This window comes from Mycolicibacter kumamotonensis, from assembly GCF_002086285.1.
GTDB classification, from domain to species: domain Bacteria; phylum Actinomycetota; class Actinomycetes; order Mycobacteriales; family Mycobacteriaceae; genus Mycobacterium; species Mycobacterium kumamotonense.
Genome location: NZ_MVHU01000029.1, coordinates 21195 through 45206, shown reverse-complemented (window position 1 = coordinate 45206; position 24012 = coordinate 21195). Strand labels below are relative to the sequence as shown.

The window sequence follows — 24012 nt, the reverse complement described above, 5'->3', positions numbered from 1 at the left end:
CGATTCTGCTCAGTCCAGCACATGGGGGTCGGCCTTGATGGTCATGCGCGCCGCACCGGCCCAATACACCTCGGCGGCGCGTTCGATCAACGACGCCTGCATGCCGGCCATGTCGGACCGCTTCATCGGCGCGGGGGTTCGCCCCGTCAGCATGACGTGATAGGCCAGCTTGCAGACCCGTTCGATGGTCGCTGACCGATATACCGCCTCGGCCAGGGTGCGTCCGGTGACGATCACCCCGTGCGACGCCAGGATGGCCGCGTTCGCCTCGTCGATGCGCAGGGCCAGGTCCCGGGCGAGGGCGGCGCTGTCGATTTCGCCGTCGTAGCTGTCGATGAAGCACAGGTCATCGAGGAACAACGAGCCGGTCTGGTGGACCAGGTCGGGCAGCGTCTGTAGCGATGCCAGCAGGCTGACGTAGTAGGGGTGATTGTGGATGACCACCCGGGCGTCGGGGCGGGCGCGATGCAACTCGGTGTGGATATGAATGGCCGGGGTGACATCCCAGCGGCCCCGGACCACCCGGGCGTCCCCATCGACGGCGCAGATATCGGAGGCGGTGAGTTCGGCCCACCACAATCCCCATGGATTGACGAGCATCTCGGCCTGGCCGCCCGGCTGCCAGGTGATGTGTCCCGCCATGTTCTCGGCGAAGCCGATGTCGGCGAGGTGGCGAAACGCAACCGCGAGCGCCTGGGGGTCGCTCAGCTCGACCCCGATCGGCGGCATGACCGCGGGGGACCAGACCGCCGAGCCGCCTGGCCGCGCCGGTTCAGTCGTGCCCATACTCGCCCGCCGCCGGCCCCATCATGACCAAATCATATGAAAATAAGCCGGATCGTCAATCCCGTCGCGGCGGTTCAGTCCTCATTGTCACGCGACGTGCGGGACCCGCCCGGCCGGATCATCGCGGGATCGACGACTCCCGACCAGCCGGGGTAGCGCTGGGCGTGCACCAGGTGTGCCGCCGCCAGGTCGCGGGCCCGCTGGGCGTCGCCGACGTCGATCGCGTCGATCACCTGACGGTGGTCTTCCAAAACCGCTCGCCGCTCGGACACCGGCACCGTCGAGTGGTCGGTGACTTGGGTGGACCAGCTTTGCTCGTGGGCCGACCACAGGGTTTCGAGCGCGCCCGCCATGACCAGCATCGTGGCGTTGCCGCAGTGGGTCACCAGGGCTTCGTGGTAGCGCCGGCTGGCCGAGGTCGCCTGGGGCAGGTCATCGACGGACGCTATCGATTCCTCGTGCAGTTGCCGCAGAATCGGTACCACCGTGCTTTTGCGGTCCGGTCGCTCCGCGCACAGCGCCGCGCAGGCGGGCTCCACCTGAAGCAGCGCGGTGCCGACATCGGCGAGGCTCACCTGCTGGGAACCCAACACCAGCCCCATCGTATAAGCGACGTTTGCTGGGCTGGGCCGGTGAATCACCGCGCCGCCACGTTTGCCGCGGCGCACCGTCAGCAGTCCCTCGGCTTCCAGAATCCGCATGGCCTCGCGCAGCGACGGCTTGCTGATGGCGAACTCGACGAGCAACTCGTCCTCTTTGGGCAGCACCTGATCGTCGGTGAGCTGGCCGGCCAGGATGCGCCGACGAAGCTCGTCGGCCACCTGCTCGGCGAGCCGCCGGAATCGGACGGTAGGTGCTGCCACGGGTCGAGTGTGCCAGATCGAGCGCCGTTCACCGCGCCGATAGAGGCGTTGTATCCAAATGATTTGTGTCATACGATCGCCGTGCGAGAGGGGACCACGGGCGTGCAGCACTGGACTGTCGGCGACGTTTCAATCCACGCGGTTCCGCAGGCGGTCATCCCGATCCCGCCCACACGTCTGTTCGCCAATGCACCCGAGCGATTTCCGTCGCCGCTGGTGCCGGACTACGTCGACGGCTCGGGCAACATCCTGATGGCGATCCAGTCCTACCTGATCGTGTCCGCAGCGGCACGCGTACTTGTCGACACCTGCTTCGGCGAAAGCTTCCTGCGCTCCCGCAACATTCCCGACCGCCACGAGCAGTCCCTGGCCGCCACCGGATTTCGTCCCGCCGACATCACGGCGGTGGTGTGTACCCACCTGCACCGCGACCACGCCGGCCGCAATACGGTCGAGCGTGACGGGCGGTGGGTGCCGACGTTCCCCAACGCCGAGTATCTGGTGACCGCGGCCGAGCACGACCATTGGCGCGAGTTCACCGGGGAGGACCGCGCGCCCTCGGAATGTGTTGCACCGTTGGAACACCACGGAAAGCTGCGGCGGGTCGGCCCGGATCACCGCGTGACCGACAACGTGCAGCTGATGCCGACCGCCGGCCACACCCCGGGCCACGTCTCGGTGCGCATCGAGTCCGCCGGGGCAGTGGCCTACATCAGCGGCGACGTCGTGCATCATCCGATCCAGATCTCCCACCCCGAGATCACCGCCCTGCCCGATGCGGACGCGAGCGCCGCCCGGACCAGCAGGCTGCGGCTGCTGCGCCGGGTCGCCGACGAGCGCGCGCTGCTGCTCGGATCGCACTTCACCGCGCCGTCGGGCGGGTTCATCGACGGCGCCCGACAAACGTGGCAACCGCTGGTCGACAGAGAGGCATCCCGATGACCCAGACACGCCGCCTGCTCCCCGAGGGTTTCGACTTCACCGACCCTGCACTCATCGCAGAACGGATCCCGCACGAGGAGTTCGCACTGCTGCGCAAGACCGAACCCATCTGGTGGAACGACCAGCCGTTCGGGATCTCGGGCTACCGCGACGCGGGGTATTGGGTTGTCACCAAACATGCTGACGTGCGAGCGGTGTCACTGCAGGACGAGGTGTTCTCCTCGCACGAGAACACCTCGCTGATCCGCACCAACACCACGAGCAACGCCGATGTCCACGAGGCCAGCCGCGACAACGTCATGCTGTTCCTCGACGGACCCAAGCACGCCAAGTTGCGCCGGATCGTCTCACGCGGGTTCACCCCGCGAGTGGTCGCGGGCATGCGGGAGTCGCTGGATCGTCAGGCGCGGGAGATCGTCACGGCCGCCGCCGAACACGACACCGGCGACTTCGTGACCGAAGTCGCCTCGCAGTTGCCGCTGGCGACCATCTGCGAGCTGATCGGGGTTCCGGCAGACGAGCGCCAGCAGGTCTTCGACTGGAGCAATCGCCTGGTGGGCGGTGGCACCGGTGAGCCGGCGGCCGTCGCCGACGGGATGCAGGCCTCCGCCGAACTTCTGGGCTACGCCTACCAACTGGCCGAAGACCGCAAGAGTCGTCCGCGCGACGACATCGCCACCGCCTTGGTCACCGCGACGATCGACGGTGAGGCGTTGAGCGCGCTGGAATTCGGCTATTACGTGATGATGCTGATGGTCGCCGGCAATGAGACCACCCGTAACGCCACGTCGCAGGGGATGCTGGCGTTCTTCGACCATCCGGATCAATGGCGGTTGTTCGTGGCCGAACGCCCCCCCGACCATGGTCGACGAGGTGGTCCGCTGGGCCACGCCGGTGATCTCCTTCCAGCGCACGGCGCTGCGCGATGTCGAACTCGGTGGCGTGCAGATCCGCAGCGGCCAGCGGGTCGGGATGTTCTATGGATCAGCCAATTACGACGAAGAGGTCTTCGACCACCCGTTCACCTTCGACATCCTGCGAAGCCCCAACCCCCACTTGGGTTTCGGGGCTCCCGGAGCGCACTACTGCATCGGCGCGAATCTCGCCCGCATGCAGATCAACCTGATCTTCGGAGCGGTGGCCGACATCATTCCCGACATTCACCAGCTGGGTCGCCCATCGCGATCCGTGCTGCCCTGGATCAACGGGATCGACGCGATGCCGGTGGAATTCGGCGGCACCTCGACGCCCTAGAGGTGGTCTCGGCGCACTATTCCTTGATGATCACCGGGTCGCCGATGTTGACCCGGTCGAAGTACCATTCCGCGTCCGTGGGGCTCAGGCCCACGCAGCCGTGGCTGACGTTCTCCAGGCCCAGCGAGCGCAGCGCCCAGGGCGCGGAATGGACGTAGAGTCCGCGCCGCGAGATGCGCACGGCCTGTTCGACGTCGAAGCGGTAGCCCTCGGGGTCGTCGATCGGGATGCCGACGCTGCTGGAGTCCATCAGGACTTTTCTCTCCTTGGCCAGCACGGTGTAATTACCTGTCGGCGTGGGGAAGTCGGACTTACCCAGGGTGGCGGGCAGCACCCCGTCCTCGCCCCAGTGCGGGCGGTGGTGCGGTGCCGGCAGGGGACCGGCCGCCTCGTCGTCGACGGACACGGTGAAGGTGTGTGAGGAGATGCTGGCCACGCCCACCACCTTCGCTCCGGTGGCGAAGTCGGCGGAGCGCTTGCCCACCGAGAGTGCCACGGTGCTGTGTGCCGGCCAGTATCGGTCAGGAACCCAGTGCACCTCGGTGTCGTCGACCCACTCGAAGTTTCCGGTCATGGCCGGGGTCGACCGCACCGCGTTGGCGCGCTCGGCGGCACGGCGGTCGAGCACCGGGGTGGAGAACTTCACCACCACCGGATGTGCCACACCCACGACCGCACCCGACGCCGGCTGGATCGACGAGATCGCACTACCCGAAAGCTGGTTGGCGGCCGCCGAACCCGTGGCCGGCGGGGTGAGCACCGTGGTGACGGCGACCCCGACTACGACAATTGCAGAGCGCACCGATATCCACATCTCCCGCTTACCTTCCCGACCAAATAACACAAGTTATCGCCGTTGATGGTAAGGAGATTCGGGCCGCCGACCCCGCCGTACATGCCCACGACTCGGTCAAGGCTTCATTAAGGTTTGGCCACGAGCCCGGCGAACCGTCCGGTTCTCGAGTGATTACCCGGCGAAACCGGGCAGCAGCTCGAGCGCGATCGCCCGAACCGGCACGTGCGCGTCCAGCTGAGCCAGGATCGCCACCGTGGTCCCCACGACCCGCGCCAGCACCGCCAGGTTGGGCGGCAGATTCAGTTGGCGCGCGGTCTTGATCTGGTGAATCGACTGATCCAGTTGTGCGGCGACCAGTTTCTGCAGCCACTCGCGGCTGAAGTGGAACACCTCCGGTGCCACCGGCTCGACGTAGCGGCGCAGCAACTCGTCGACCTCCTCCACCGAGATCTGCGCGCCGGGCTGGATGAAACCGGCCTTCTCCAGTGTGGGCAGCAGCAGGTCGTAGTTGAACTGGCCGGCGAACCGCAGCGCCATCCCCAGCTCGACCGGCAGGCCGTCGGGCAGCGGCGCCACCGCGCCGAAGTCGATGACGCCCATCCGGCCGTCGGGCAGCAGCATGAAGTTGCCCGGGTGGGCGTCGCCGTGCACCATGCCCACCCGCGCCGGTGCGTCACCGATCAACTCCACCAGCCGGGCGCCCAGCAGGTCGCGTTGCTCAACGCTGCCCCCGGCGATGATCTGCGCCATGCCGACGCCTTCGATCCACTCCTGGACCACCACCTTGGGGGCACTGGCCACCACCTGTGGCACCGCGAAATGCGGGTGGCCGGCATAGGCCTTGGCGAACGCGCGCTGGTTGTCGGCCTCCAGTCGGTAGTCCAGTTCCATGTCGGCGCGCTCGATCAGTTCGTCGACCACGCCCTGCACGTCGGCGCCGGGGGCCAGCGGCTTGAGTATCCCGGTCAGCCGCCGCAAGGTCTTCAGGTCGGCGCGCAGGGCCTCGTCGGCGCCGGGGTACTGGATCTTGACCGCGACCACGCGGCCGTCGGCCCAAACCGCCTTGTGTACCTGCCCGATGCTGGCGGCGGCGACCGGGTCGTCGTCGAAGGAGGAGAACCGCTGCCGCCACCGGGTGCCGAGCTGGACGTCGAGCACCCGATGCACCTTGGTCGCAGCCAGTGGCGGGGCGTGCTTCTGCAGCTTGGTCAGCGCTTCCCGGTAGGGCTCACCGAACTCGGTGGGCACCGCCGCCTCCAGAACCGAGAGCACCTGGCCGACCTTCATGGCGCCGCCCTTGAGCTCACCCAGGACGGTGAACATCTGCTCGGCCGCCTGCTCCATCAGTTCGGCGGTGACTTCGTCTTTGGACCTGCCGGCCAGGCGTTTCCCCAACCCGAGCGCGGCCCGCCCGGCGTAGCTCAGCGGCAGACCTGCCAGCTTCGCATTGCGCGCCGCCCCCCTGCGGGTGATGTCAGCCACCTATCGATCATGCCCGAAGATGCGCGCGCTCAGCAGCAGCGTCCACCGGGATCGGTGTCATAACGCCGCCGCCAGTAGTCCCGCTCGGAGAGCACCGGTTCGCCGGGATGGTCCCGCCGCCGGTATTCCAGGTAGCGGCGGTAGTGGTTGTCGCCCATCAAGGTGGCCCAGTACCAGCCGATGTGGCGGGCCGCCCGGACTAGCCGGTGTGAGCGTCCCACTGTGCCTGTACCTTTCGCTCGGCCGCCGAGGGGAGCAGCCCCGAGGGTGCAAATCGCCGCGACAATACCGGCGCTGCCTCGGTAGTCGGCGCTGTGGCGCGAATCGCCTTGAACGACACCACGAGTCCGGTCACGAACACGACCGCGACCAGGCTGGCGAACACGATCGACAGGCTGCCCTGGATGAACGTGTTACGGACGACGTCATGCAGCTGGGTCGGGTCGGCCGCCGACCCGAACGATGTCTCGCCGACCCGCTCGGCGGCCCGGTAGGCGAAATGCTGCGTCCAGTAGCCCACCCGCGGATCGCCGGAGAAGATCTTCTGCCACGACGCCGTCATGGTGACCGCGAGATCCCACAACAGCGGAATGCCCGGAACCAGTGCCCATTTGAGTCCCGAGGTGCGCCGGCCCCGTTTGATCACGATCACCGTCACCACGGTCAACGCGATCGCGGCCAGCAATTGGTTGGCGATGCCGAACAGCGGGTACAGGGTGTTGATTCCGCCGAGCGGATCGGTCACCCCCATCAACAGGATCGAACCCCAGCCGGCGACCACCGCCACGCTGCACACCCACGCCCCGGTACGCCAGCCGGGGTTGGCGAGCCTGCGCAGCGGCCCACCGAGGTTGCTCAGGGCGTCGGACAACATGAAGCGGGCCACCCGGGTGCCTGCATCCACGGTGGTGAGGATGAACAGCGCCTCGAACATGATCGCGAAGTGATACCAGAACGCTTTGAGGCCCGGCCCGCCGAAAACCCTGCCCAGCACCTCGGCCATGCCCAGCGCCAGGGTCGGCGCCCCGCCGGTGCGCGACACGATCGAGGACTCGCCGACGGCGGTGGCGGCCTCGCTGATCTGTTCGCCGGTCACCGGCGGCCCGCCGAGACCGAGCCCGTTGACATAGTCGGCGGCGGTTGCGGCGGTGCCGCCGGTGGAGGCCACCGGAGCGTTGAGGGTGAAGAAAAGGTGCTGATCCAGAATCGACGCGGTGATCAGCGCCATGATCGCGACGAAGGACTCGGTAAGCATGCCGCCGTAGCCGATCAGCCGCATCTGGCTCTCTTTTTCCAGCAGCTTGGGGGTGGTGCCCGAGGCGATCAACGAATGGAATCCCGACAGCGCACCGCATGCGATCGTGATGAACAGGAACGGGAACAGCGAACCGGCGAACACCGGCCCGTCGCCGCTGTGGGCGAACGCCGAGACGGCGGGAGCGGCCATCACCGGCTGGGCGATCACGATTCCGGCGGCCAGCAGCATGATGGTGCCGACCTTCATGAACGTCGACAGGTAGTCGCGCGGCGCCAGCAGTAACCACACCGGCAGCACCGAGGCGGCGAAGCCGTAGCCGATGATGTACCACGACAGCGTTACCGGCGACAACGTGAACCATGCCGCGCCCCAGGATGTTTCGGCAACCCAGCGGCCGGACGCGACGGCGCCCAGCAATGCGACGACGCCGATCAGCGACACCTCCGAGACTCGGCCGGGTCGCAGGAAGCGCAGGTAGATTCCCATGAACAGCGCGATCGGGATCGTCATCGCGATCGAGAACACCCCCCAGGGGCTGACCGCCAGTGCCCGGACCACGATCAGTGCCAGCACCGCGATCAGGATCACCATGATCACCAGCACCCCGATGATCGCGGCGGCACCGCCGACGGGGCCGAGTTCTTCGCGGGCCATCTGGCCCAGCGAGCGGCCGCGGCGCCGGGTAGAACACCACAACACCAGGTAGTCCTGTACGCAGCCGGCGACCACCGCGCCGATCACGATCCAGATCGTGCCGGGCAGGTAGCCCATCTGCGTGGCCAGCACCGGGCCCACCAGCGGGCCGGCGCCGGCGATCGCGGCGAAGTGATGGCCGAACAACACCCGCCGGTCGGTGGGCAGGTAGTCGGTGCCGTCTTCGAAGATCTCCGCGGGAGTCGCATGCTCGTCGCGGGGCGCGACGATCTTACGTTCGATAAGTTTTGCGTAGCAGCGGAATCCGATGATGTAGGTGCACAGCGCGGCGACCACGAACCACACCGCGTTCACCGACTCGCCGCGGGTGAAGGCGATCAGTGCCCATGCCACCGCGCCGACGGCGGCCAGCGCACCGAGCGCCAGCTTGTGGCGTGCGGAGACCGGGGAGTGGTCGACAACGGCGACCGGTGGCAGTCCGGGGTCGGTCTGCAGATAGGTCACCGCGCCGTCGCGTCGCTCGATCACCTCCGGCGTGGTCGGTGCGGCCACGGTCACCTCCTTGAGGCCTGCCGGATGCCCGAGTGGCAGCGGGTTCCGAGCGGAACGATAACTTGTTCGGTGATACTCAAGTACTTGTCGAAGGAGTTCGCATGGAGATCAGTGGCAAGAAGGTCGTCGTCGTCGGTGGCGCCTCGGGGATGGGCCGGGCAACCGCTGAGCTGCTGGCGTCGCGCGGCGCCAGCGTGGCGGTGCTGGACCGGGAGGGCTCGGAGGGCAAAGAGGTCGCGGCCGGTTTCGGCGGCGAGTTCTACCCGGTTGACGTCACCGACTTCGCCGGCACCGAGGAGGTGCTCAAGAACGCGGTCGAGGCCCTGGGCGGCCTGCACGTCATCGTGACCACCGCAGGCGGCGGGATCGCCAAGCGCACGCTGTCCAAGTCCGGGCCGCACGACCTAGAATCGTTCCAGTCCGTCGTCGACCTCAACCTCGTCGGCACGTTCAACATCAGCCGGCTCGCTGCGGCGCACATGAGCGTCAACGAGCCCGAAGACGAGGAGCGCGGCGTCATCATCAACACCGCGTCGATTGCGGCGTTCGAGGGGCAGATCGGCCAGGTCGCCTACACCGCCGCCAAAGCCGGCATCGCCGGCATGTGCCTGACCATGGCCCGTGACCTCGGGTCGGTGGGCGTCCGGGTGCTGGCGATCGCCCCCAGCCTGTTCGCTACCGGTCTGACCAAGGGCATCCCGGACGAGTTCGCCAGCGCCCTGACCAAGGATGCGGCCTTCCCCAAGCGGCTCGGCCGCCCGGAGGAGTATGCCAAGCTGGTCGCCGCCATCGTCGACAACCCGATGCTCAACGGGCAGTGCCTGCGGCTCGACGCCGGGCAGCGCTTCGCACCCAAGTAGATACCGACCAGGAGGCCTTCAATGGGCATCGCAGTAACCGACGACCATCGCGAATTGGCCGAGGTGGCCCGCGGATTCTTGACCGCCCAGAAGGCCCGAGCGGCGGCCCGTGCGCTGCTGGATGCCCCAGACGAGGGCAGGCCGCCGTTCTGGGACGAACTGCCCGCCCTGGGCTGGCTGGGCCTGCACATCGGCGAGGAATACGGCGGCTCGGGCTTCGGGCTGCCCGAGCTGGTGGTGGTGATCGAGGAGCTGGGCCGGGCGGTGGCACCGGGGCCGTTCGTGCCGACCGTCATCGCCTCGGCGGTGATCGCCGCCGCCGGCACCGCCGAGCAGCAGGCCCGCCTGCTGCCCGGCCTGATCGACGGTTCGGTCGTCGCCGGGGTGGGACTGGCCGGTGATGTCGTCCTGGACGGCGGCGTGGCCTCCGGGGACACCGGGGTGGTGCTGGGGGCGGGCCTGGCCGATGTGCTGCTGGTGGCCGCCGGCGAGGACGTGCTGGTGCTCGAGCGGGACCGGGCCGGGGTCAACGTCGAGGTGCCCGGCAACCTCGACCCGACCCGCCGGTCTGGGCGGGTGACGCTGACCGGTGTCGGGGTGAGCGCCGACGACATCCTGGCCGGCGGGCGCGAGTCCGCGCTGGCACGGGCCCGGGTGCTGTTGGCCGCCGAAGCGGTCGGCGGTGCGGCCGACTGCACCGATTCGGCCGTCGAGTACGCCAAGGTGCGCGAGCAGTTCGGCCGGCCCATCGCCACGTTCCAGGCCATCAAGCACCATTGCGCGAACATGCTGGTCGGTGCCGAGTCGGCCACCGCCGCGGTCTGGGATGCCGCCCGCGCCGACGGGGAGGACGAGTTCGCCTTCCGGCTGGCCGCCGCGGTGGCCGCCACGCTCGCGTTCCCCGCCCACGTGCGCAACGCCGAGCTGAACATCCAGGTGCACGGCGGTATCGGCTACACCTGGGAACACGATGCCCACCTGCAGCTGCGCCGTGCCTTGACGGTGCAGGCGCTGTTCGGCGGCGACGCACCGGCCCAGGCGGTCTTCGAGAGCGCGGCCGCAGGCATCACCCGGGCCAACAGCCTGGACCTGCCGCCGGAGGCCGAGGAGTTGCGCACGCAGATCCACGCCGACGCCGCGGAGATCGCCGCGTTGAGCGGTGAGGAGCAGCTGGACCGGCTGATCGCGACCGGCTACGTGATGCCGCACTGGCCCAAGCCGTGGGGCCGGGCTGCCGACGCCATCGAGCAGCTGGTGATCGAGCAGGAGTTCAGTGCCGCCGGTATTCAGCGGCCCGACTATTCGATCACCGGCTGGGTGGTCCTGACCCTGATCCAGCAGGGCACCGACTGGCAGATCGAGCGCTTCGTGGAGAAGGCGCTGCGCCAGGAGGAGATCTGGTGCCAGCTGTTCTCCGAGCCCGACGCCGGCTCGGATGCCGCCGCGGTCAAGACCAAGGCGACCCGGGTCGAGGGCGGCTGGAAGATCAACGGCCAGAAGGTGTGGACTTCCGGTGCGCACCTGTGCCGGCGCGGACTGGCCACGGTGCGTACCGATTTCGACGTCCCCAAGCACGCCGGCATCACCATGGTGATCATCGACATGGAGGCGCCCGGGGTGCAGGTGCGGCCGCTGCGTCAGATCACCGGCGGTTCGGAGTTCAACGAGGTGTTCTTCAACGACGTGTTCGTGCCCGACGAGGACGTCGTCGGCGAGGTCAACGAAGGCTGGAAGGTGGCCCGGGCCACCCTGGGCAATGAGCGGGTCAGCATCGGCGGCGGCGGCTCCTTCACCGCCGGGATCGACCAGCAGCTGATCGCACTGGCCCAGCAGGGCAGGCAGCCGGTGGCCGACGCGTCGGTGCGGATCGGCCGGTTCGTCGCCGACGAGCACGCGCTGCGGCTGCTGAACCTGCGCCGGGTGGCGCGCAGCATCGCCGGCGCGGGACCCGGACCGGAGGGCAACGTCACCAAACTCAAACTCGCCGAGCACATGGGCGACGGTGCGGCCATCGGAGCGGCGCTGCTGGGCCCGGCTGTGGCTCTCGAGGACGGCCCGGGTGCGCTGGCCGGGCGGATGGTGATGGGTGCGCGCGGCATCGCGATCGCCGGCGGCACCTCGGAGGTGACCCGCAACCAGATCGCCGAGCGGATTCTGGGGATGCCCCGCGACCCGCTGATCAAGTAGCGTCTCCTACGCGCGACCCGTGCGAACGTGCGGCGCGTTACGGGCGAGCGTGCGTGTTTGCGCGGCGACACGCCGTCTGCGGTGGCATTCTGCGCACGCTCGCTCCCGGTGAGGAGGACGTGAAATGGCAACCGTCGCCGACCATGTCATCGCCACCCTCAAGCGCAGCGGAGTGCACCGCGTCTACGGGATCCCGGGGGACAGCCTCAACGGCTTCACCGACGCGATCCGGCGGGCCGGCGACTTCAGCTGGGAGCAGGTCCGTCACGAGGAGACCGCGGCGTTCGCCGCCGCCGCCGACGCCGCACTGAGCGGGAGGCTGGCGGTGTGCGCCGGCAGTTGCGGACCCGGCAACCTGCACCTGATCAACGGGCTGTACGACGCCCAGCGCAGCCGGGTGCCGGTGCTGGCGATCGCCGCACACATCCCGCTCGCCGAGATCGGCTCGGACTACTTCCAGGAAACCCACCCCCAGAACCTGTTTCGCGAATGCAGCGTCTACTGCGAACTGGTCAGCACCCCCGAGCAGGCACCGCGCATCCTGGAGTTGGCGATGCGCGCCGCGGTCGAGGAGAACGGCGTCGCGGTGGTGGTCGTGCCCGGGGAGATCTTTTCCACCCGGGTCGAGACCACCGCCTGGGGAGCGCGTCCGGTGCTGCCCGCCGGGGCGGTCTGCCATCCCGACGAGCGCGCCCTGAGCGCCGCCGCGACCATGCTCAACGCCGCGGACAACGTCACCATCCTGGCCGGTGCCGGGGTGGCCGGCGCCCACGACGAGGTCATCGACCTGGCGCGCACGCTGGCGGCGCCGATCGTGCACGCGCTGCGCGGCAAGGAATACATCGAATACGACAACCCCAACGATGTCGGTATGACGGGGCTGCTCGGATTCGCCTCCGGTTACAAGGCGATCAGGGAAGCCGACGTGCTGTTGATGCTCGGCACCGATTTTCCCTACCAGCAGTTCTATCCCGAACGCGCGAAGATCATCCAGGTCGATATCCGCGGCCGCAACCTGGGACGACGCACCCCGATCGACCTCGGGCTGCTGGGTACGGTGGTCGACACCGTCGCCGCGCTGCGCCCGCTGTTGGCAACCAAGACCGACCGCACTCATCTGGAGCGGTCGCTGGGGCACTACCGCAAGACCCGCAAGCGGCTGGACGCATTGGCGTCCAACGATCGGGACCGCACCCCGATTCGTCCCGAATACGTTGCCGCGGTGGCGAATCGATTGGCGTCCGACGACGCAGTGTTCACCGTCGACGTCGGGTCCCCGGTGGTGTGGGCGGCGCGCTACGTGACCATGAACGGGCGACGACGACTGATCGGGTCGTTCAACCACGGCACCATGGCGTGCGCGCTGCCGCACGCGATCGGCGCGCAGACCGTCGACCGCCGGCGACAGGTCATCGCCCTGGCCGGCGACGGCGGGCTGGCAATGCTGTTCGGCGAGTTGCTGACGCTGGCGCAGAATCGGTTGCCGGTCAAGGTGATCGTGTTCAACAACTCGTCGCTGAACTTCGTCGAACTGGAGATGAAGGCCGCCGGCATCGTCAACTTCGGCACCGAACTGCACAACCCCGACTTCGGCGCCGTCGCGAGCGCACTAGGCATGTTCGGGCGCCGGGTGGAGCAGCCCGGTGACCTGGAAGCCGCCCTGTCCGATGCGTTCGGCTACGACGGGCCGGCCGTGGTCGATGTCGTCACGGCCCGTCAGGAACTGTCGATTCCGCCGGCGATCACCGCCGAGCAGGCCAAGGGGTTCTCGCTGTATGCGATTCGGACCATCCTCGCCGGCCGCGGCGAAGAACTGCTCGATCTGGTGACCACCAATGTCGCCCGGCGCATCCTGAATTGAGCCGAAATAATCGGGTTGCACACCGAGCCGAGCCCGACTAGCCTGGCCGGATCATGCGTCATCTGCTCGTAGTAGCCGGTACCCGCAGCGGGGTCTGATCCAGACCGACCCCCCGCTGTGGGTCGGAGGCTATTACCCGTCGGTCACTCTCCACCGAGCAGAAGAGACCGACACATGACCACAGCATCATTCGCCGAGCAATTCCGGGTTCCGCTCCCGCGTGAACTGCGCGACCAGGCCGCGCGGCTGTCGTGGGACGGCTTCGTCTCCGCCTACGGCCGCGCCGGAGGACCGCTGACACTGAGCCGGTGGCGCTGCCTGGACGCCGAGCGGCCCGCCGCCCGACTGGGTCCGCAGGGACGCACCTACCAGGCGACCATCGCCGTGCGCGGCGTCACCGGCACCTGCACCGCTGCCGCGTCCGGACCGCTGGCCGCACTCACCACGATGCTGCACGACCGCGGAATCACCCTGGAAATCTTGGGTTTTCACCAGCTTCGGTGCGGCACCGAGACCGCCACGTTCATCCACGGCTCGAACGGCCGCGGCGCGTCCTGGGCGGTGGGCTTCGCGCCCGAGGCCGGGCGCTCCGCGCTGGAGGCGGTCATCGCCTGTGCCAACCGCCTCCTGAACGACCGGTGAGGCGCGGATCTACAGCCGGCGCAACACGATCGGCATACCGTCCATCGGAATCGGCATGCCGCCGTAGTCCCAGCGCGGTTGGTAACCGGGCCGGGCTACGTCCAGCTGGTAGCGGCGCAGCATCCGGTGCAGGATGGTCTTGACCTCGAGGCGTCCGTAGTTCATCCCGATGCACTTGTGCGCGCCGCCGCCGAACGGCGCCCAGGCGTAGCGGTGCTTCTTGTGCTCGGCGCGCGGCTCCAGGAATCGTTCCGGGTCGAACTCGCGGGGGTTGGTGTAGAGCTCGGGCAGCCAGTGGTTCATGCCCGGCCAGGTGACGACGTTGGTGCCGGCCGGGACGTAGTGCCCGAGCAGTTCGGTGTCGCGCACCGCCTGGCGCATATTGAACGGCAGCGGGGTGACCAAGCGCAGCGACTCGTCCATCACCAGGTCGAGGGTCTCCAGCTTCTCCAGCGACTCGATGTCCAGCGGTCCGTCGCCGAGCCGCGCCGATTCGTCGCGGGCCCGCTCCTGCCACCGTGGGTTGGCGGCCAGGTGGTAGGCCATGGTGGTCACCGTCGACGTGGTGGTGTCGTGCGCGGCCATCATCAGGAAGATCATGTGGTTGACGATGTCTTGATCGCTGAAGGTGTTGCCGTCGTCATCGGCGGTGTGGCACAGCACCGACAGCATGTCGGCGCCCTCGACGCGCCGGCGTGCGGTGACCCGCTCGGCGAAATAGGCTTCGAGCACCTTGCGGCCCTGCAGGCCCTGCCACCACTTGAACGGCGGCACCGCGGTGCGGATGATCGCACCGCCGGCGCGGGTGGTCTGCTCGAACGCGTGGTTGACCTTGGTTACCAGCTCGTGGTCCTCACCGGGTTCGTGGCCCATGAATACCACCGCCGCCACGTCGAGGGTCAGTTCCTTGGCCGCGGGGTGGAACAGGAACCGGGCGTTGTCGGTCGGCCAGTCGGCCACGATCGGGGTGATCACCCGGTCCATGGTCTCGACGTAGCTGGCCAGTCGCGGCCGGGTGAACGCCCCCTGCATGATCCGCTTGTGGTGCAGGTGCTCGTCGAAGTCCAGCAGCATCAGGCCGCGGTCGAAGAACGGCCCGATGACCGGGATCCAGCCGGTGGTCGAGTAGTCCTTCTGCTTGTTGGTGAAGATGGCCTGGGTGGCGTCGGGTCCCAGCGCGACGATCGACGGCAGTATCGGCGACTCGGCGAAGTACACCGGGCCGTACTTGTTGTAGATGTGCAGCGGGAAGTCCGGCCCCTGGCGGAACATCTCGATGATGTGGCCCAGCAGCGGCAGCCCGGAGTCACCCATGATGGGCTTGAGCTCGCTGCCCGGCGGCGGCTCGGCCAGCGTCTTCTGCTTCCAATCCACGTTCAGCAGCCGCTTCTCGATGGCGCCCATGCCGGGGATGGTGTTCAGCGTCGGGGTGAACCGGCGCTTGGCCTGGTCGAGCAGATACTGCGGGGTGGTCATGGTCGTCATCGGCTGGCTACCTCTCGTTGATGGCGTCATAACGCGCAGCGATTTTGGTGCGTGTGGCAACCGTCACGCAACCACATCCTCAGGTTAAAGTTGACGCGTGTCAAGTTTGAATCCGGCGCGGCGTGGTGCAAGGTGCAAGGGGTGAGTATCCAGCGTGACGCGGGCGGCCCGGCTACCGGCGATGCGCCCCAGCGCCGAGGCGATAAGCAGCGCCAGGCGATTGTCCAGGCGGTGCGGGAACTGCTGGAGGAAAAGCCGTTCGCGGAGCTGTCGGTGAGCACCATCAGCGATCGGGCCGGGGTGGCCCGGTCGGGCTTCTACTTCTATTTCGATTCCAAATACGCCGTCCTGGCCCACATCCTCGCCGAGGCGACCCACGAGCTCGAAGAGCTCACCCACTACTTCGCGCCGCGCGGTGCCGACGAATCGCCGGCGGCCTTCGCGCGACGCATGGTAGGCAGCGCGGCGGCGGTTTACGCCCACAACGATCCGGTGATGTCGGCGTGCAACTTGGCACGCAACAGCGATGCCGAGATCCGCGAACTGCTCGACGCCCAGATCGACGCGGTGATCAACCAGATCGTCTGCGTGGTCAACGACGAGATCGCCGCCGGCACCGCGAACCCGATCAGCGACGACATCCCCGCACTGGTGCGGACGCTGGCGGCCACCACCGCCTACATGCTCTCCGGCGACAGCGCCTTCCTGGGCGCCGACGGTGACGTGCAGGGCGGCGTGCGAGTGCTCGAGGCGCTGTGGCGCACCGCGCTGTGGAGCGGAAGTACGGACGCGGTCGGGGATTGAAACGTCCGTGGTCGGTACCGCCGGTATCGTCTGCACCCATGACACGCGTTGCGGAGTACTACCGGGGCAAGCGGTGCTTCATCACCGGGGCGGCGAGCGGGATCGGTAGGGCCACCGCGTTACGGCTGGCCGAGCTGGGCGCCGAACTGTATCTGACCGACCGCAACGCCGACGGACTTGCCGAGACCGTCGCCGACGCGCGGGCCCTCGGTGCGCTGGTGCCCGAGCACCGGGTGGTCGACATCGCCGATTACGACGAGGTCGCCGCCTTCGGCGCCGAAATCCACGAGCGGCACAGCGCGATGGACATCGTGATGAACATCGCGGGGGTGTCGGCGTGGGGGACCGTCGACCGGTTGACCCACGAGCAGTGGAGCAAGATGGTCTCGATCAACCTGATGGGCCCGATCCACGTCATCGAGACATTCCTGCCGCCGATGGTCGCGGCCGGCCGGGGCGGCCATCTGGTCAACGTGTCCTCGGCCGCCGGGCTGGTCGCTCTGCCGTGGCATGCCGCCTACAGCGCGAGCAAGTACGGCCTGCGCGGGGTGTCCGAGGTGCTGCGCTTCGACCTGGCGCGCCACCGCATCGGAGTGTCGGTGGTTGTTCCCGGCGCGGTGAAGACCCCACTGGTCAACACCGTGGAGATCGCCGGGGTCGACCGCGATGATCCGCAGGTCCAACGCTGGGTCGGTCGGTTCGCCGGCCACGCGGTGACACCGGAGAAGGCGGCGGAGAAGATCCTGGCCGGGGTGGCCCGTAACCGCTACCTGGTCTACACCTCCGGCGACATCCGGGCGCTCTACGCGTTCAAGCGGCTGGCGTGGCTGCCCTACAGCGTGACCATGCGCCAGGTCAACGTGCTGTTCAGCCGCGCACTGCGCCCATCGAGGAAACCCCTGACCCGGTAGGGCGCTGCGGAATGAATCGGGACCGGTTCCGGTTCGCCTCAGGCATGACGGTGAATCGGAAGCTCACGGTGCTGGTGTTGGTGGGCAGTCTGCGCAAGGCATCGGTCAACCGCCAGATCGCGCAATTGGCGGCCGAGACCGCCCCGAGCGGTGTCACGGTGACGGTCTGCGAGGGCTTGGGTGAGCTGCCGTTCTACAACGAGGACCTGGATGCTCCGGCGGTGCTGCCCGCGCCGGTGGCGGCCCTGCGGGCGGTGGCCGCTGACGTCGACGCTGCCCTGGTGATCACCCCGGAATACAACGGCACCATCCCGGCCGTGCTCAAGAACGCCATCGACTGGTTGTCCCGTCCGTTCGGTGACGGCGCGCTGAAGGGAAAGCCGCTGGCCGTGATCGGGGCGGCCCTGGGCCGGTACGGCGGCGTGTGGGCGCATGACGAGACCCGGAAGTCATTCGGTCTCGCCGGGCCGCGCGTGGTCGAGGAGATCAAGTTGTCGGTGCCCATCGGCACCCTGGACGGCAAGCATCCCCGTGAGCACGCACAGCTGGTTTCCGACGTGCGCGACGTGGTGGCGAAACTGGCCGCCGAGGTGCGCTGAACCGCCCTGAGGTGTCTTTGCTGGAAGGCGTGCGCGGGCCCGCCGCAGGGCGGCCGTTGTCGGTGGCCGATGGTAGACCTGTCGGCATGGGCCACCGAGCTGGATTGTGTGATGTGCGACACGCCGGTGCGGGGGAGGCCGCAGGCTTACAACCAGCGAATTTCAAGAATGTTGTTCGGAACATCTTGTATGACTTCTCAAGGACACCCACTAGGTGTAGTGTTTCAAGCACCGACAGACCCCGGATCCCCCGGCTGACCGGACTGCGGCGAGCGGCATCGATTCGGTGCCCGGAGCTGCGGCGGAAGCGGGAAATCCAAGGCCTTGGCGGCCCGCTGAAAGTAATACCTGATCCGTCATCTGTTCGTTGTCGACGATTCGCTGAGGAGTCTGCCGCCCATGAGCATCACCGTTTACACCAAGCCCGCGTGCGTGCAGTGCAACGCCACCTACAAGGCGCTGGACAACCAGGGCATCGCCTACGAGACCGTCGACATCACGCTCGACTCCGAGGCGCGGGACTACGTGATGGCGCTGGGTTACCTGCAGGCCCCGGTCGTCGTCGCCGGCGACGAGCACTGGTCGGGCTTCCGCCCGGACCGCATCAAGGCGCTGGCGCAGACCGCGCTCAGCGCGTAATCGGCCGCCCGGTCGGGTACGGGTGGAGTCTGACTGAGAGCTGAAGGGGGTCGCCGTGTCTGCGGATCGTGAATGCAGCCTGGTGTATTTCTCCTCGGTGTCGGAGAACACCCACCGCTTCGTGCAGAAGTTGCAGCTGCCGGCCATCCGGATCCCGCTGCACGGGCGCATCGAGGTCGACCACCCCTATGTGCTGGTGCTGCCGACCTACGGTGGCGGCCGGGGGACACCGAACATCACCGATGACGCCGCGGGCGGCTATGTGCCCAAGCAGGTCATCGCGTTCTTGAACAACGAACACAACCGCAGCCTGCTGCGCGGTGTGATCGCCGCAGGCAACACCAACTTCGGTGCGGAATTCTGCTACGCGGGCGACGTGGTCGCCCGCAAGTGCGCGGTGCCGTACCTGTACCGATTCGAATTGATGGGAACCGACGAGGACGTGCAAGCCGTCCGCGCGGGCTTGGCCGAATTTTGGAAGGACGAGGCATGCCACCAACCGCTGCAACTGCAGAGCAGGTAACCGCAACCACCCGCAGCACTCCGGTGGGCGAGTTGGACTTCCACGCGCTCAACGCGATGCTCAACCTGTACGACAGCGACGGCAAGATCCAGTTCGACAAGGACGTGCTGGCCGCCCGCCAGTACTTCTTGGAGCACGTCAACCAGAACACGGTGTTCTTCCACAACCAGGACGAGAAGCTCGACTACCTGATCCAGAAGGACTACTACGAGCGCGAGGTGCTCGACCAGTATTCGCGCAACTTCGTCAAGTCGCTGCTGGATCGCGCCTACGCCAAGAAGTTCCGGTTCCCGACGTTCCTGGGTGCGTTCAAGTACTACACCTCCTACACGCTGAAGACCTTCGACGGCAAGCGCTATCTGGAGCGGTTCGAGGACCGGGTGTGCATGGTGGCGCTGACCCTGGCGGCCGGTGACACCGCGCTGGCCGAGAAGCTGGTCGACGAGATCATCGAGGGTCGCTTCCAGCCCGCCACCCCGACGTTTTTGAACTCCGGCAAGAAACAGCGCGGCGAGGCGGTCAGCTGCTTCCTGTTGCGCATCGAAGACAACATGGAGTCGATCGGCCGCTCGATCAACTCCGCCCTGCAGCTGTCCAAGCGTGGTGGGGGAGTGGCGTTGCTGCTGAGCAACATTCGCGAGCACGGCGCCCCGATCAAGAACATCGAAAACCAGTCTTCCGGGGTCATCCCGATCATGAAGCTGCTGGAGGACTCGTTCTCCTACGCCAACCAGCTCGGCGCCCGTCAGGGTGCCGGCGCGGTGTACCTGCACGCCCACCACCCCGACATCTACCGGTTCCTGGACACCAAGCGGGAGAACGCCGACGAGAAGATCCGGATCAAGACGCTGAGCCTGGGCGTGGTGATCCCCGACATCACCTTCGAGCTGGCCAAGAAGAACGAGGACATGTACCTGTTCTCGCCCTACGACGTCGAGCGGGTCTACGGGGTTCCGTTCGCCGACGTCTCGGTCAGCGAGAAGTACTACGAGATGGTGGACAACGCGGCGATCCGCAAGACCAAGATCAAGGCGCGCGAGTTCTTCCAGACCCTGGCCGAGCTGCAATTCGAGTCCGGCTACCCGTACGTCATGTTCGAGGACACGGTGAACCGGGCCAACCCCATCGAAGGCAAGATCACCCACTCCAACCTGTGCTCGGAGATCCTGCAGGTCTCCACCCCATCGGAATTCAACGACGACTTGTCATACGCCAAGGTGGGCAAGGACATCTCCTGCAACCTGGGTTCGCTCAACATCGCCAAGGCGATGGACTCGCCCGACTTCGGCCAGACCATCGAGGTCGCGATCCGGGCGCTGACCGCGGTGTCGGACCAGACCCACATCTGGTCGGTGCCGTCGATCGAGCAGGGCAACAACCAATCCCACGCCATCGGGCTGGGCCAGATGAACCTGCACGGCTATTTGGCGCGGGAGCGCATCCACTACGGTTCCGAAGAGGGCATCGACTTCACCAACATCTACTTCTACACCGTGCTCTACCACGCGCTGCGGGCGTCGAATCGTATTGCGCTGGAACGGGGTCAGGCGTTCGTGGGATTCGAGAAGTCCAAGTACGCCTCCGGGGAGTTCTTCGAGAAGTACATCAACCAGGTCTGGGAACCCAAGACGGCCAAGGTGCGCCAACTCTTCGCTGACGCGGGTATCCGGATCCCCGACCAGAACGATTGGCAGCGGCTGAAGGAATCGGTTGCCGCGCACGGCATCTACAACCAGAACCTGCAGGCGGTGCCGCCGACCGGGTCGATCTCCTACATCAACCACTCGACTTCTTCGATCCATCCGATCGTGTCCAAGATCGAGATCCGCAAGGAAGGCAAGATCGGCCGCGTCTATTACCCGGCGCCCTACATGACCAACGACAACCTGGAGTACTACCAGGACGCCTATGAGATCGGCTACGAGAAGATCATCGACACCTACGCCGCGGCCACCCAGCACGTGGATCAGGGGTTGAGCCTGACCCTGTTCTTCAAGGACACCGCGACCACCCGCGACGTGAACCGGGCGCAGATCTACGCTTGGCGCAAGGGAATCAAGACGCTGTACTACATCCGGTTGCGTCAGATGGCGCTGGAGGGCACCGAGGTGGAGGGTTGCGTCAGCTGCATGTTGTGACGACTGGCCGCTGACGGCGCAGATTCTGTGGCCGCCGAACTACCGACGACAGGCCTGATCTACGGGGTGAGGCTTCGATCGGAGTTCGAGTCCCGCTATGTCGGTCTGACGACCAAATCGATTGGAGTCCGCCTCAAGCAGCGTAGCTCGGTACTAGTCTCCCGCTGTCCAGAATCGGGTCCGCTATGCCTGTTGTGCATGCAGCGGCTCGAGGCGTCGTTGCTCGCGCAGCAGGTTTGGGCACACGGTGGGGTAGGCATGGTGCGGGCCCATTGCAAGGCTCACCCGCACCGGCGTGGATAGGGTGGGCTGGGTGACCCGGATCAGACCTTTCCTCATGTTCCAGGGCGGCACCGCCGCCGCCGCGATCGAGATGTACCTGGCGGCGTTCCCGGGCGCCTCGGTGGTGTCCTCGACGCCGCACCCCGACCCGGCCACCGGCATCATGCTGGCCGAGCTCGACCTGGCCGGGCTGCGGGTGCTGGTCAGCGACAGCGCCGTCAAGCACGGATTCGACTTCACCCCGTCGAGTTCGCTGTTCGTGGACGTCGCCGACCGCGCGGAGCTGGAACGGCTGGTGGCCGCGCTGGGGGAGGGCGGCGCCACCCTGATGCCGCTCGGCGACTACGGTTTCTCCACCGCGTTTGCCTGGGTCAACGACCGATTCGGGGTGTCCTGGCAGCTCAACCTGCCCTGAGTGGTATTCAGGCCGGCCGGGGGACCGAGGCGGCCCTGCCCTGCCCGATCCAGGTGGGGATGGCTCGACGCACCTCGGTGGGCCCCGACAGTGCGACGCTGCCGTCGTGCATGGCATGTGACCAACCGAGGTCGCCACGCCAGATCCGGGTCAGGACCCGCAGACTGGTCTCGACTGTGCCGGTCACCTCGTAACCCGGGTCGAAGTCGCACACCTCGGCTTGGCCGTTGGCGACCACCAGCCACCACCGTGACGCCTTGGCCGCCACCCCGCCGAGAATGAATTCGACCGTGGTGCGTGACCGCGGCCAGTCACCGATCGCGATGGTGCGGCGGATATCCCAGAACAACAGGTGGGGGTCGAGGTCGGCGTCGCCGAGGTCACTGATCCAGCGCACTCCCCACGCGGTGAGCGCCTCTACCGCGCCGGCCAGATCTTGTCCGCACGGGGTGAGGGAATAGGTTGCACGGCCGTCGGTTTCGGTGCGCTCGACCACGCCGGCCCGGACAAGCGACTTGAGCCGCTTGGAGAGCAGCGCCGGTGACATCTTGGGGACGCCACGGCGCAGATCGTTGAAGTGAGTGCTGCCGAGCAGTAGTTCGCGCACCACCAGCAATGTCCAGCGTTCGTCGAGCAGCTCCATCGCCTTGGCCATGGGGCAGAACTGGTTGTATCCCGACATCTGCGTACCTTTCGTGGATCGCCGAATCTATGGTCTCGCAGCCGGCCCGCCCGGTACAGATCCTGTAGCGCGGTCGGTACAGATCTAGAACTGGAGGCGTGCGACGGCCGGACCGACGATGGGTTCACCGGGTGCGAGAGGAAGTCAGAACCGATGAACGCTGTAGTGAACGACATTGAGGCCAAGCACCGTGCGCTGTGGGCACTAGGTGATTACGCGGCGATAGCCACCGACGTGGTGGCGCCGTTGGGCCCGGTACTGGTGAGCGCCTGCGAGGTCGGGCCACGAGACCGCGTGCTCGACGTCGCCGCGGGAACCGGCAATGCGGCGACCCCCGCTGCGGCCACCGGCGCCCACGTCGTGGCCAGCGATCTCTGCCCGCAATTGGTACAACGCGGGCGCGCGACGGCTGCGGAACGCGGTGTCGAGCTGGATTGGCGTGAGGCCAACGCCGAGGCGCTGCCGTTCGACGACGCCGAGTTCGACGTGGTGATGTCCTGTATCGGCGTGATGTTCGCACCACACCATCAGTCGGCCGCCGAGGAGCTGATCCGCGTCTGCCGCGCCGGTGGCCGCATCGGTGTGATCAGTTGGACGCCCGAGGGTTTCATCGGGCAACTGTTCGCCACCATGAAGCCGTACGTGCCTGCGCCTCCGGCCGGGGCCGGCGCGCCGCCGCTGTGGGGCAGTGAACCCTACGTGCGCGCCCTACTCGGGGAGCAGGTCACCGATGTGGCAACGCAACGGCGCGAACTGATCGTCTCCGCCTTCGCCGACGGCGCCGCGTTCCGCGACTACTTCAAGGAGAACTACGGGCCCACCATCGCCGCCTACCGCGGGATCGCCGACGACCCGGATCGGGTGGCTGCACTCGACGCCGACATCGCGGCATTGGCCGATCGCGCGCTGCAAAACGGGTCGATGGGTTGGGAGTATCTGCTGCTGACCGCCCGTAAGTCCTGATTCCGTCTGATGATCAGAATCAGCTCTCGCGAGCCTGCTCGGCGCGCTCCGCTTTGAGGCGTCGCTGCTCGCGCAGCACCTCCTGGTAGCTCTCGCGTTCGGCGACCAGCCACGGCGGCTTCTCCTCGAGCAGCGCGCCGATCTGCTCGGTGGTGAGCGCATTTCCCACGCCGCTTCGGGTCAGGCCGGAGATCGAGATGCCCAGCTTGGCTGCCACCAGGTTCTTCGGGTGCGGCCCGTTCTTGCGTAGGTCCTTGAGCCACGGCGGCGGGTCTGCCTGCAACGCGGCGAGCTCGGCGCGGGTGATCGAGTTCTCCTGGAACTCCGCGGGTGTCGCGGGCAGGTACACGTCCAGCTTCTTGGCCGCCGTGGCGGGTTTCATGGACTGGGCGTTCGGCCTGCTCATGGCGCCAGCCTATCGGTAGCCTGAGGCG

General features: G+C 67.2%; 22 protein-coding genes and 1 pseudogene. 14 read left to right on the top strand and 9 right to left on the bottom strand.

The genetic code is table 11. From position 1 onward, the window contains the following. Positions 1–9: 9 nt before the first annotated feature. Entirely contained in the window at positions 10–786 is a 777-nt protein-coding gene (locus BST28_RS17295; RefSeq protein WP_019735688.1) for a class II aldolase/adducin family protein, read from the bottom strand. Positions 787–860: 74 nt separating this feature from the next. Further along, entirely contained in the window at positions 861–1649 is a 789-nt protein-coding gene (locus tag BST28_RS17290) for a FadR/GntR family transcriptional regulator (RefSeq protein WP_019735689.1), read from the bottom strand. Between the two features lie 102 nt (positions 1650–1751). On the opposite strand from BST28_RS17290, the gene BST28_RS17285 reads away from it, so the two are divergent. Together BST28_RS17285 and BST28_RS17280 are read left to right on the top strand one after the other, a co-directional pair. Then, on the top strand, positions 1752–2591 hold the full coding sequence (locus BST28_RS17285; RefSeq protein WP_019735690.1) for an MBL fold metallo-hydrolase: 840 nt from the start codon (positions 1752–1754) through the stop codon (positions 2589–2591). Beyond that, positions 2588–3845: pseudogene (locus tag BST28_RS17280) on the top strand (cytochrome P450). The gene BST28_RS17285 and the pseudogene BST28_RS17280 overlap by 4 nt, the downstream one beginning before the upstream one ends. Positions 3846–3861: 16 nt before the next feature. Here BST28_RS17280 and BST28_RS17275 read toward each other — a convergent pair. The 4 genes from BST28_RS17275 to BST28_RS17260 all read right to left on the bottom strand — a co-directional run bounded on the left by BST28_RS17275 (position 3862) and on the right by BST28_RS17260 (position 8587). Then, entirely contained in the window at positions 3862–4659 is a 798-nt protein-coding gene (locus BST28_RS17275; protein ID WP_019735692.1) for a L,D-transpeptidase, read from the bottom strand. Positions 4660–4812: 153 nt separating this feature from the next. Further along, positions 4813–6123, bottom strand: coding sequence for a macrolide-binding ATPase MABP-1 (locus BST28_RS17270; protein ID WP_019735693.1), 1311 nt, complete (start codon positions 6121–6123; stop codon positions 4813–4815). A 29-nt stretch (positions 6124–6152) separates the two neighbouring features. Further along, positions 6153–6344, bottom strand: a complete 192-nt coding sequence (locus tag BST28_RS17265; protein WP_080575629.1) for a YbdD/YjiX family protein — start codon at positions 6342–6344, stop codon at positions 6153–6155. Further along, a complete protein-coding gene (locus BST28_RS17260; protein ID WP_083082089.1) occupies positions 6323–8587 on the bottom strand; it encodes a carbon starvation CstA family protein in 2265 nt (754 codons plus the stop codon). Before BST28_RS17260 ends, BST28_RS17265 begins: the two co-directional genes overlap by 22 nt. A gap of 101 nt (positions 8588–8688) precedes the next feature. Here BST28_RS17260 and BST28_RS17255 point away from each other — a divergent pair, with 101 nt between their 5' ends. From BST28_RS17255 to BST28_RS17240, 4 genes are all read left to right on the top strand, one after another. After that, positions 8689–9447 (top strand): SDR family NAD(P)-dependent oxidoreductase, encoded by a 759-nt coding sequence (locus BST28_RS17255; RefSeq protein ID WP_019736650.1) that lies wholly within the window; start codon positions 8689–8691, stop codon positions 9445–9447. A gap of 21 nt (positions 9448–9468) precedes the next feature. Then, positions 9469–11634: an acyl-CoA dehydrogenase family protein gene (locus tag BST28_RS17250; protein ID WP_083082079.1), complete on the top strand. Its 2166-nt coding sequence runs from the start codon at positions 9469–9471 to the stop codon at positions 11632–11634. A gap of 124 nt (positions 11635–11758) precedes the next feature. Beyond that, entirely contained in the window at positions 11759–13495 is a 1737-nt protein-coding gene (gene poxB, locus BST28_RS17245) for a ubiquinone-dependent pyruvate dehydrogenase (RefSeq protein WP_065288849.1), read from the top strand. A 174-nt stretch (positions 13496–13669) separates the two neighbouring features. Continuing rightward, positions 13670–14137: a 2-isopropylmalate synthase gene (locus BST28_RS17240; protein WP_065288850.1), complete on the top strand. Its 468-nt coding sequence runs from the start codon at positions 13670–13672 to the stop codon at positions 14135–14137. A gap of 9 nt (positions 14138–14146) precedes the next feature. On the opposite strand, the gene BST28_RS17235 is transcribed toward BST28_RS17240, so the two are convergent. Then, positions 14147–15622, bottom strand: a complete 1476-nt coding sequence (locus BST28_RS17235) for a cytochrome P450 (protein WP_019737918.1) — start codon at positions 15620–15622, stop codon at positions 14147–14149. A gap of 141 nt (positions 15623–15763) precedes the next feature. On the opposite strand from BST28_RS17235, the gene BST28_RS17230 reads away from it, so the two are divergent. The 7 genes from BST28_RS17230 to BST28_RS17195 all read left to right on the top strand — a co-directional run bounded on the left by BST28_RS17230 (position 15764) and on the right by BST28_RS17195 (position 21933). Then, a complete protein-coding gene (locus BST28_RS17230) occupies positions 15764–16426 on the top strand; it encodes a TetR/AcrR family transcriptional regulator (protein ID WP_065288851.1) in 663 nt (220 codons plus the stop codon). Positions 16427–16464: 38 nt separating this feature from the next. Continuing rightward, positions 16465–17337 (top strand): SDR family oxidoreductase, encoded by an 873-nt coding sequence (locus BST28_RS17225; RefSeq protein ID WP_065288852.1) that lies wholly within the window; start codon positions 16465–16467, stop codon positions 17335–17337. 11 nt (positions 17338–17348) lie between these two features. Further along, positions 17349–17936: an NAD(P)H-dependent oxidoreductase gene (locus BST28_RS17220; protein ID WP_234808312.1), complete on the top strand. Its 588-nt coding sequence runs from the start codon at positions 17349–17351 to the stop codon at positions 17934–17936. A gap of 399 nt (positions 17937–18335) precedes the next feature. Beyond that, entirely contained in the window at positions 18336–18575 is a 240-nt protein-coding gene (locus BST28_RS17215) for a redoxin NrdH (RefSeq protein ID WP_065288853.1), read from the top strand. A 55-nt stretch (positions 18576–18630) separates the two neighbouring features. Beyond that, complete coding sequence (nrdI, locus tag BST28_RS17210; protein WP_065288854.1) at positions 18631–19098, top strand: class Ib ribonucleoside-diphosphate reductase assembly flavoprotein NrdI; 468 nt, start codon at positions 18631–18633, stop codon at positions 19096–19098. Continuing rightward, entirely contained in the window at positions 19065–21236 is a 2172-nt protein-coding gene (gene nrdE, locus BST28_RS17205; RefSeq protein ID WP_029249396.1) for a class 1b ribonucleoside-diphosphate reductase subunit alpha, read from the top strand. The genes nrdI and nrdE overlap by 34 nt, the downstream gene beginning before the upstream one ends. 313 nt (positions 21237–21549) lie before the next feature. Beyond that, entirely contained in the window at positions 21550–21933 is a 384-nt protein-coding gene (locus tag BST28_RS17195; RefSeq protein ID WP_083082088.1) for a VOC family protein, read from the top strand. 7 nt (positions 21934–21940) lie between these two features. Here BST28_RS17195 and BST28_RS17190 read toward each other — a convergent pair whose 3' ends face one another. Beyond that, on the bottom strand, positions 21941–22615 hold the full coding sequence (locus tag BST28_RS17190) for a winged helix-turn-helix transcriptional regulator (RefSeq protein WP_065288855.1): 675 nt from the start codon (positions 22613–22615) through the stop codon (positions 21941–21943). A gap of 153 nt (positions 22616–22768) precedes the next feature. Here BST28_RS17190 and BST28_RS17185 point away from each other — a divergent pair, with 153 nt between their 5' ends. After that, positions 22769–23578, top strand: a complete 810-nt coding sequence (locus BST28_RS17185) for a class I SAM-dependent methyltransferase (protein ID WP_083082077.1) — start codon at positions 22769–22771, stop codon at positions 23576–23578. A gap of 19 nt (positions 23579–23597) precedes the next feature. Here BST28_RS17185 and BST28_RS17180 read toward each other — a convergent pair whose 3' ends face one another. After that, positions 23598–23984 (bottom strand): DUF5997 family protein, encoded by a 387-nt coding sequence (locus BST28_RS17180; RefSeq protein ID WP_019739171.1) that lies wholly within the window; start codon positions 23982–23984, stop codon positions 23598–23600. Between the last annotated feature and the right edge of the window lie 28 nt (positions 23985–24012).

What these genes read in the sequence shown, in the direction of transcription:
- poxB (WP_065288849.1), top strand. Translation starts at nt 11,759, where the DNA reads ATGGCAACCGTCGCCGACCATGTCATCGCCACCCTCAAGCGCAGCGGA.
- BST28_RS17250 (WP_083082079.1), top strand. Translation starts at nt 9,469, where the DNA reads ATGGGCATCGCAGTAACCGACGACCATCGCGAATTGGCCGAGGTGGCC.
- BST28_RS17295 (WP_019735688.1), bottom strand. Translation starts at nt 786, where the DNA reads ATGGGCACGACTGAACCGGCGCGGCCAGGCGGCTCGGCGGTCTGGTCC.
- BST28_RS17255 (WP_019736650.1), top strand. Translation starts at nt 8,689, where the DNA reads ATGGAGATCAGTGGCAAGAAGGTCGTCGTCGTCGGTGGCGCCTCGGGG.
- BST28_RS17240 (WP_065288850.1), top strand. Translation starts at nt 13,670, where the DNA reads ATGACCACAGCATCATTCGCCGAGCAATTCCGGGTTCCGCTCCCGCGT.
- BST28_RS17225 (WP_065288852.1), top strand. Translation starts at nt 16,465, where the DNA reads ATGACACGCGTTGCGGAGTACTACCGGGGCAAGCGGTGCTTCATCACC.
- BST28_RS17220 (WP_234808312.1), top strand. Translation starts at nt 17,349, where the DNA reads ATGAATCGGGACCGGTTCCGGTTCGCCTCAGGCATGACGGTGAATCGG.
- nrdE (WP_029249396.1), top strand. Translation starts at nt 19,065, where the DNA reads ATGCCACCAACCGCTGCAACTGCAGAGCAGGTAACCGCAACCACCCGC.
- BST28_RS17180 (WP_019739171.1), bottom strand. Translation starts at nt 23,984, where the DNA reads ATGAGCAGGCCGAACGCCCAGTCCATGAAACCCGCCACGGCGGCCAAG.
- BST28_RS17275 (WP_019735692.1), bottom strand. Translation starts at nt 4,659, where the DNA reads ATGTGGATATCGGTGCGCTCTGCAATTGTCGTAGTCGGGGTCGCCGTC.
- BST28_RS17235 (WP_019737918.1), bottom strand. Translation starts at nt 15,622, where the DNA reads ATGACGACCATGACCACCCCGCAGTATCTGCTCGACCAGGCCAAGCGC.
- BST28_RS17215 (WP_065288853.1), top strand. Translation starts at nt 18,336, where the DNA reads ATGAGCATCACCGTTTACACCAAGCCCGCGTGCGTGCAGTGCAACGCC.
- BST28_RS17185 (WP_083082077.1), top strand. Translation starts at nt 22,769, where the DNA reads ATGAACGCTGTAGTGAACGACATTGAGGCCAAGCACCGTGCGCTGTGG.
- BST28_RS17190 (WP_065288855.1), bottom strand. Translation starts at nt 22,615, where the DNA reads ATGTCGGGATACAACCAGTTCTGCCCCATGGCCAAGGCGATGGAGCTG.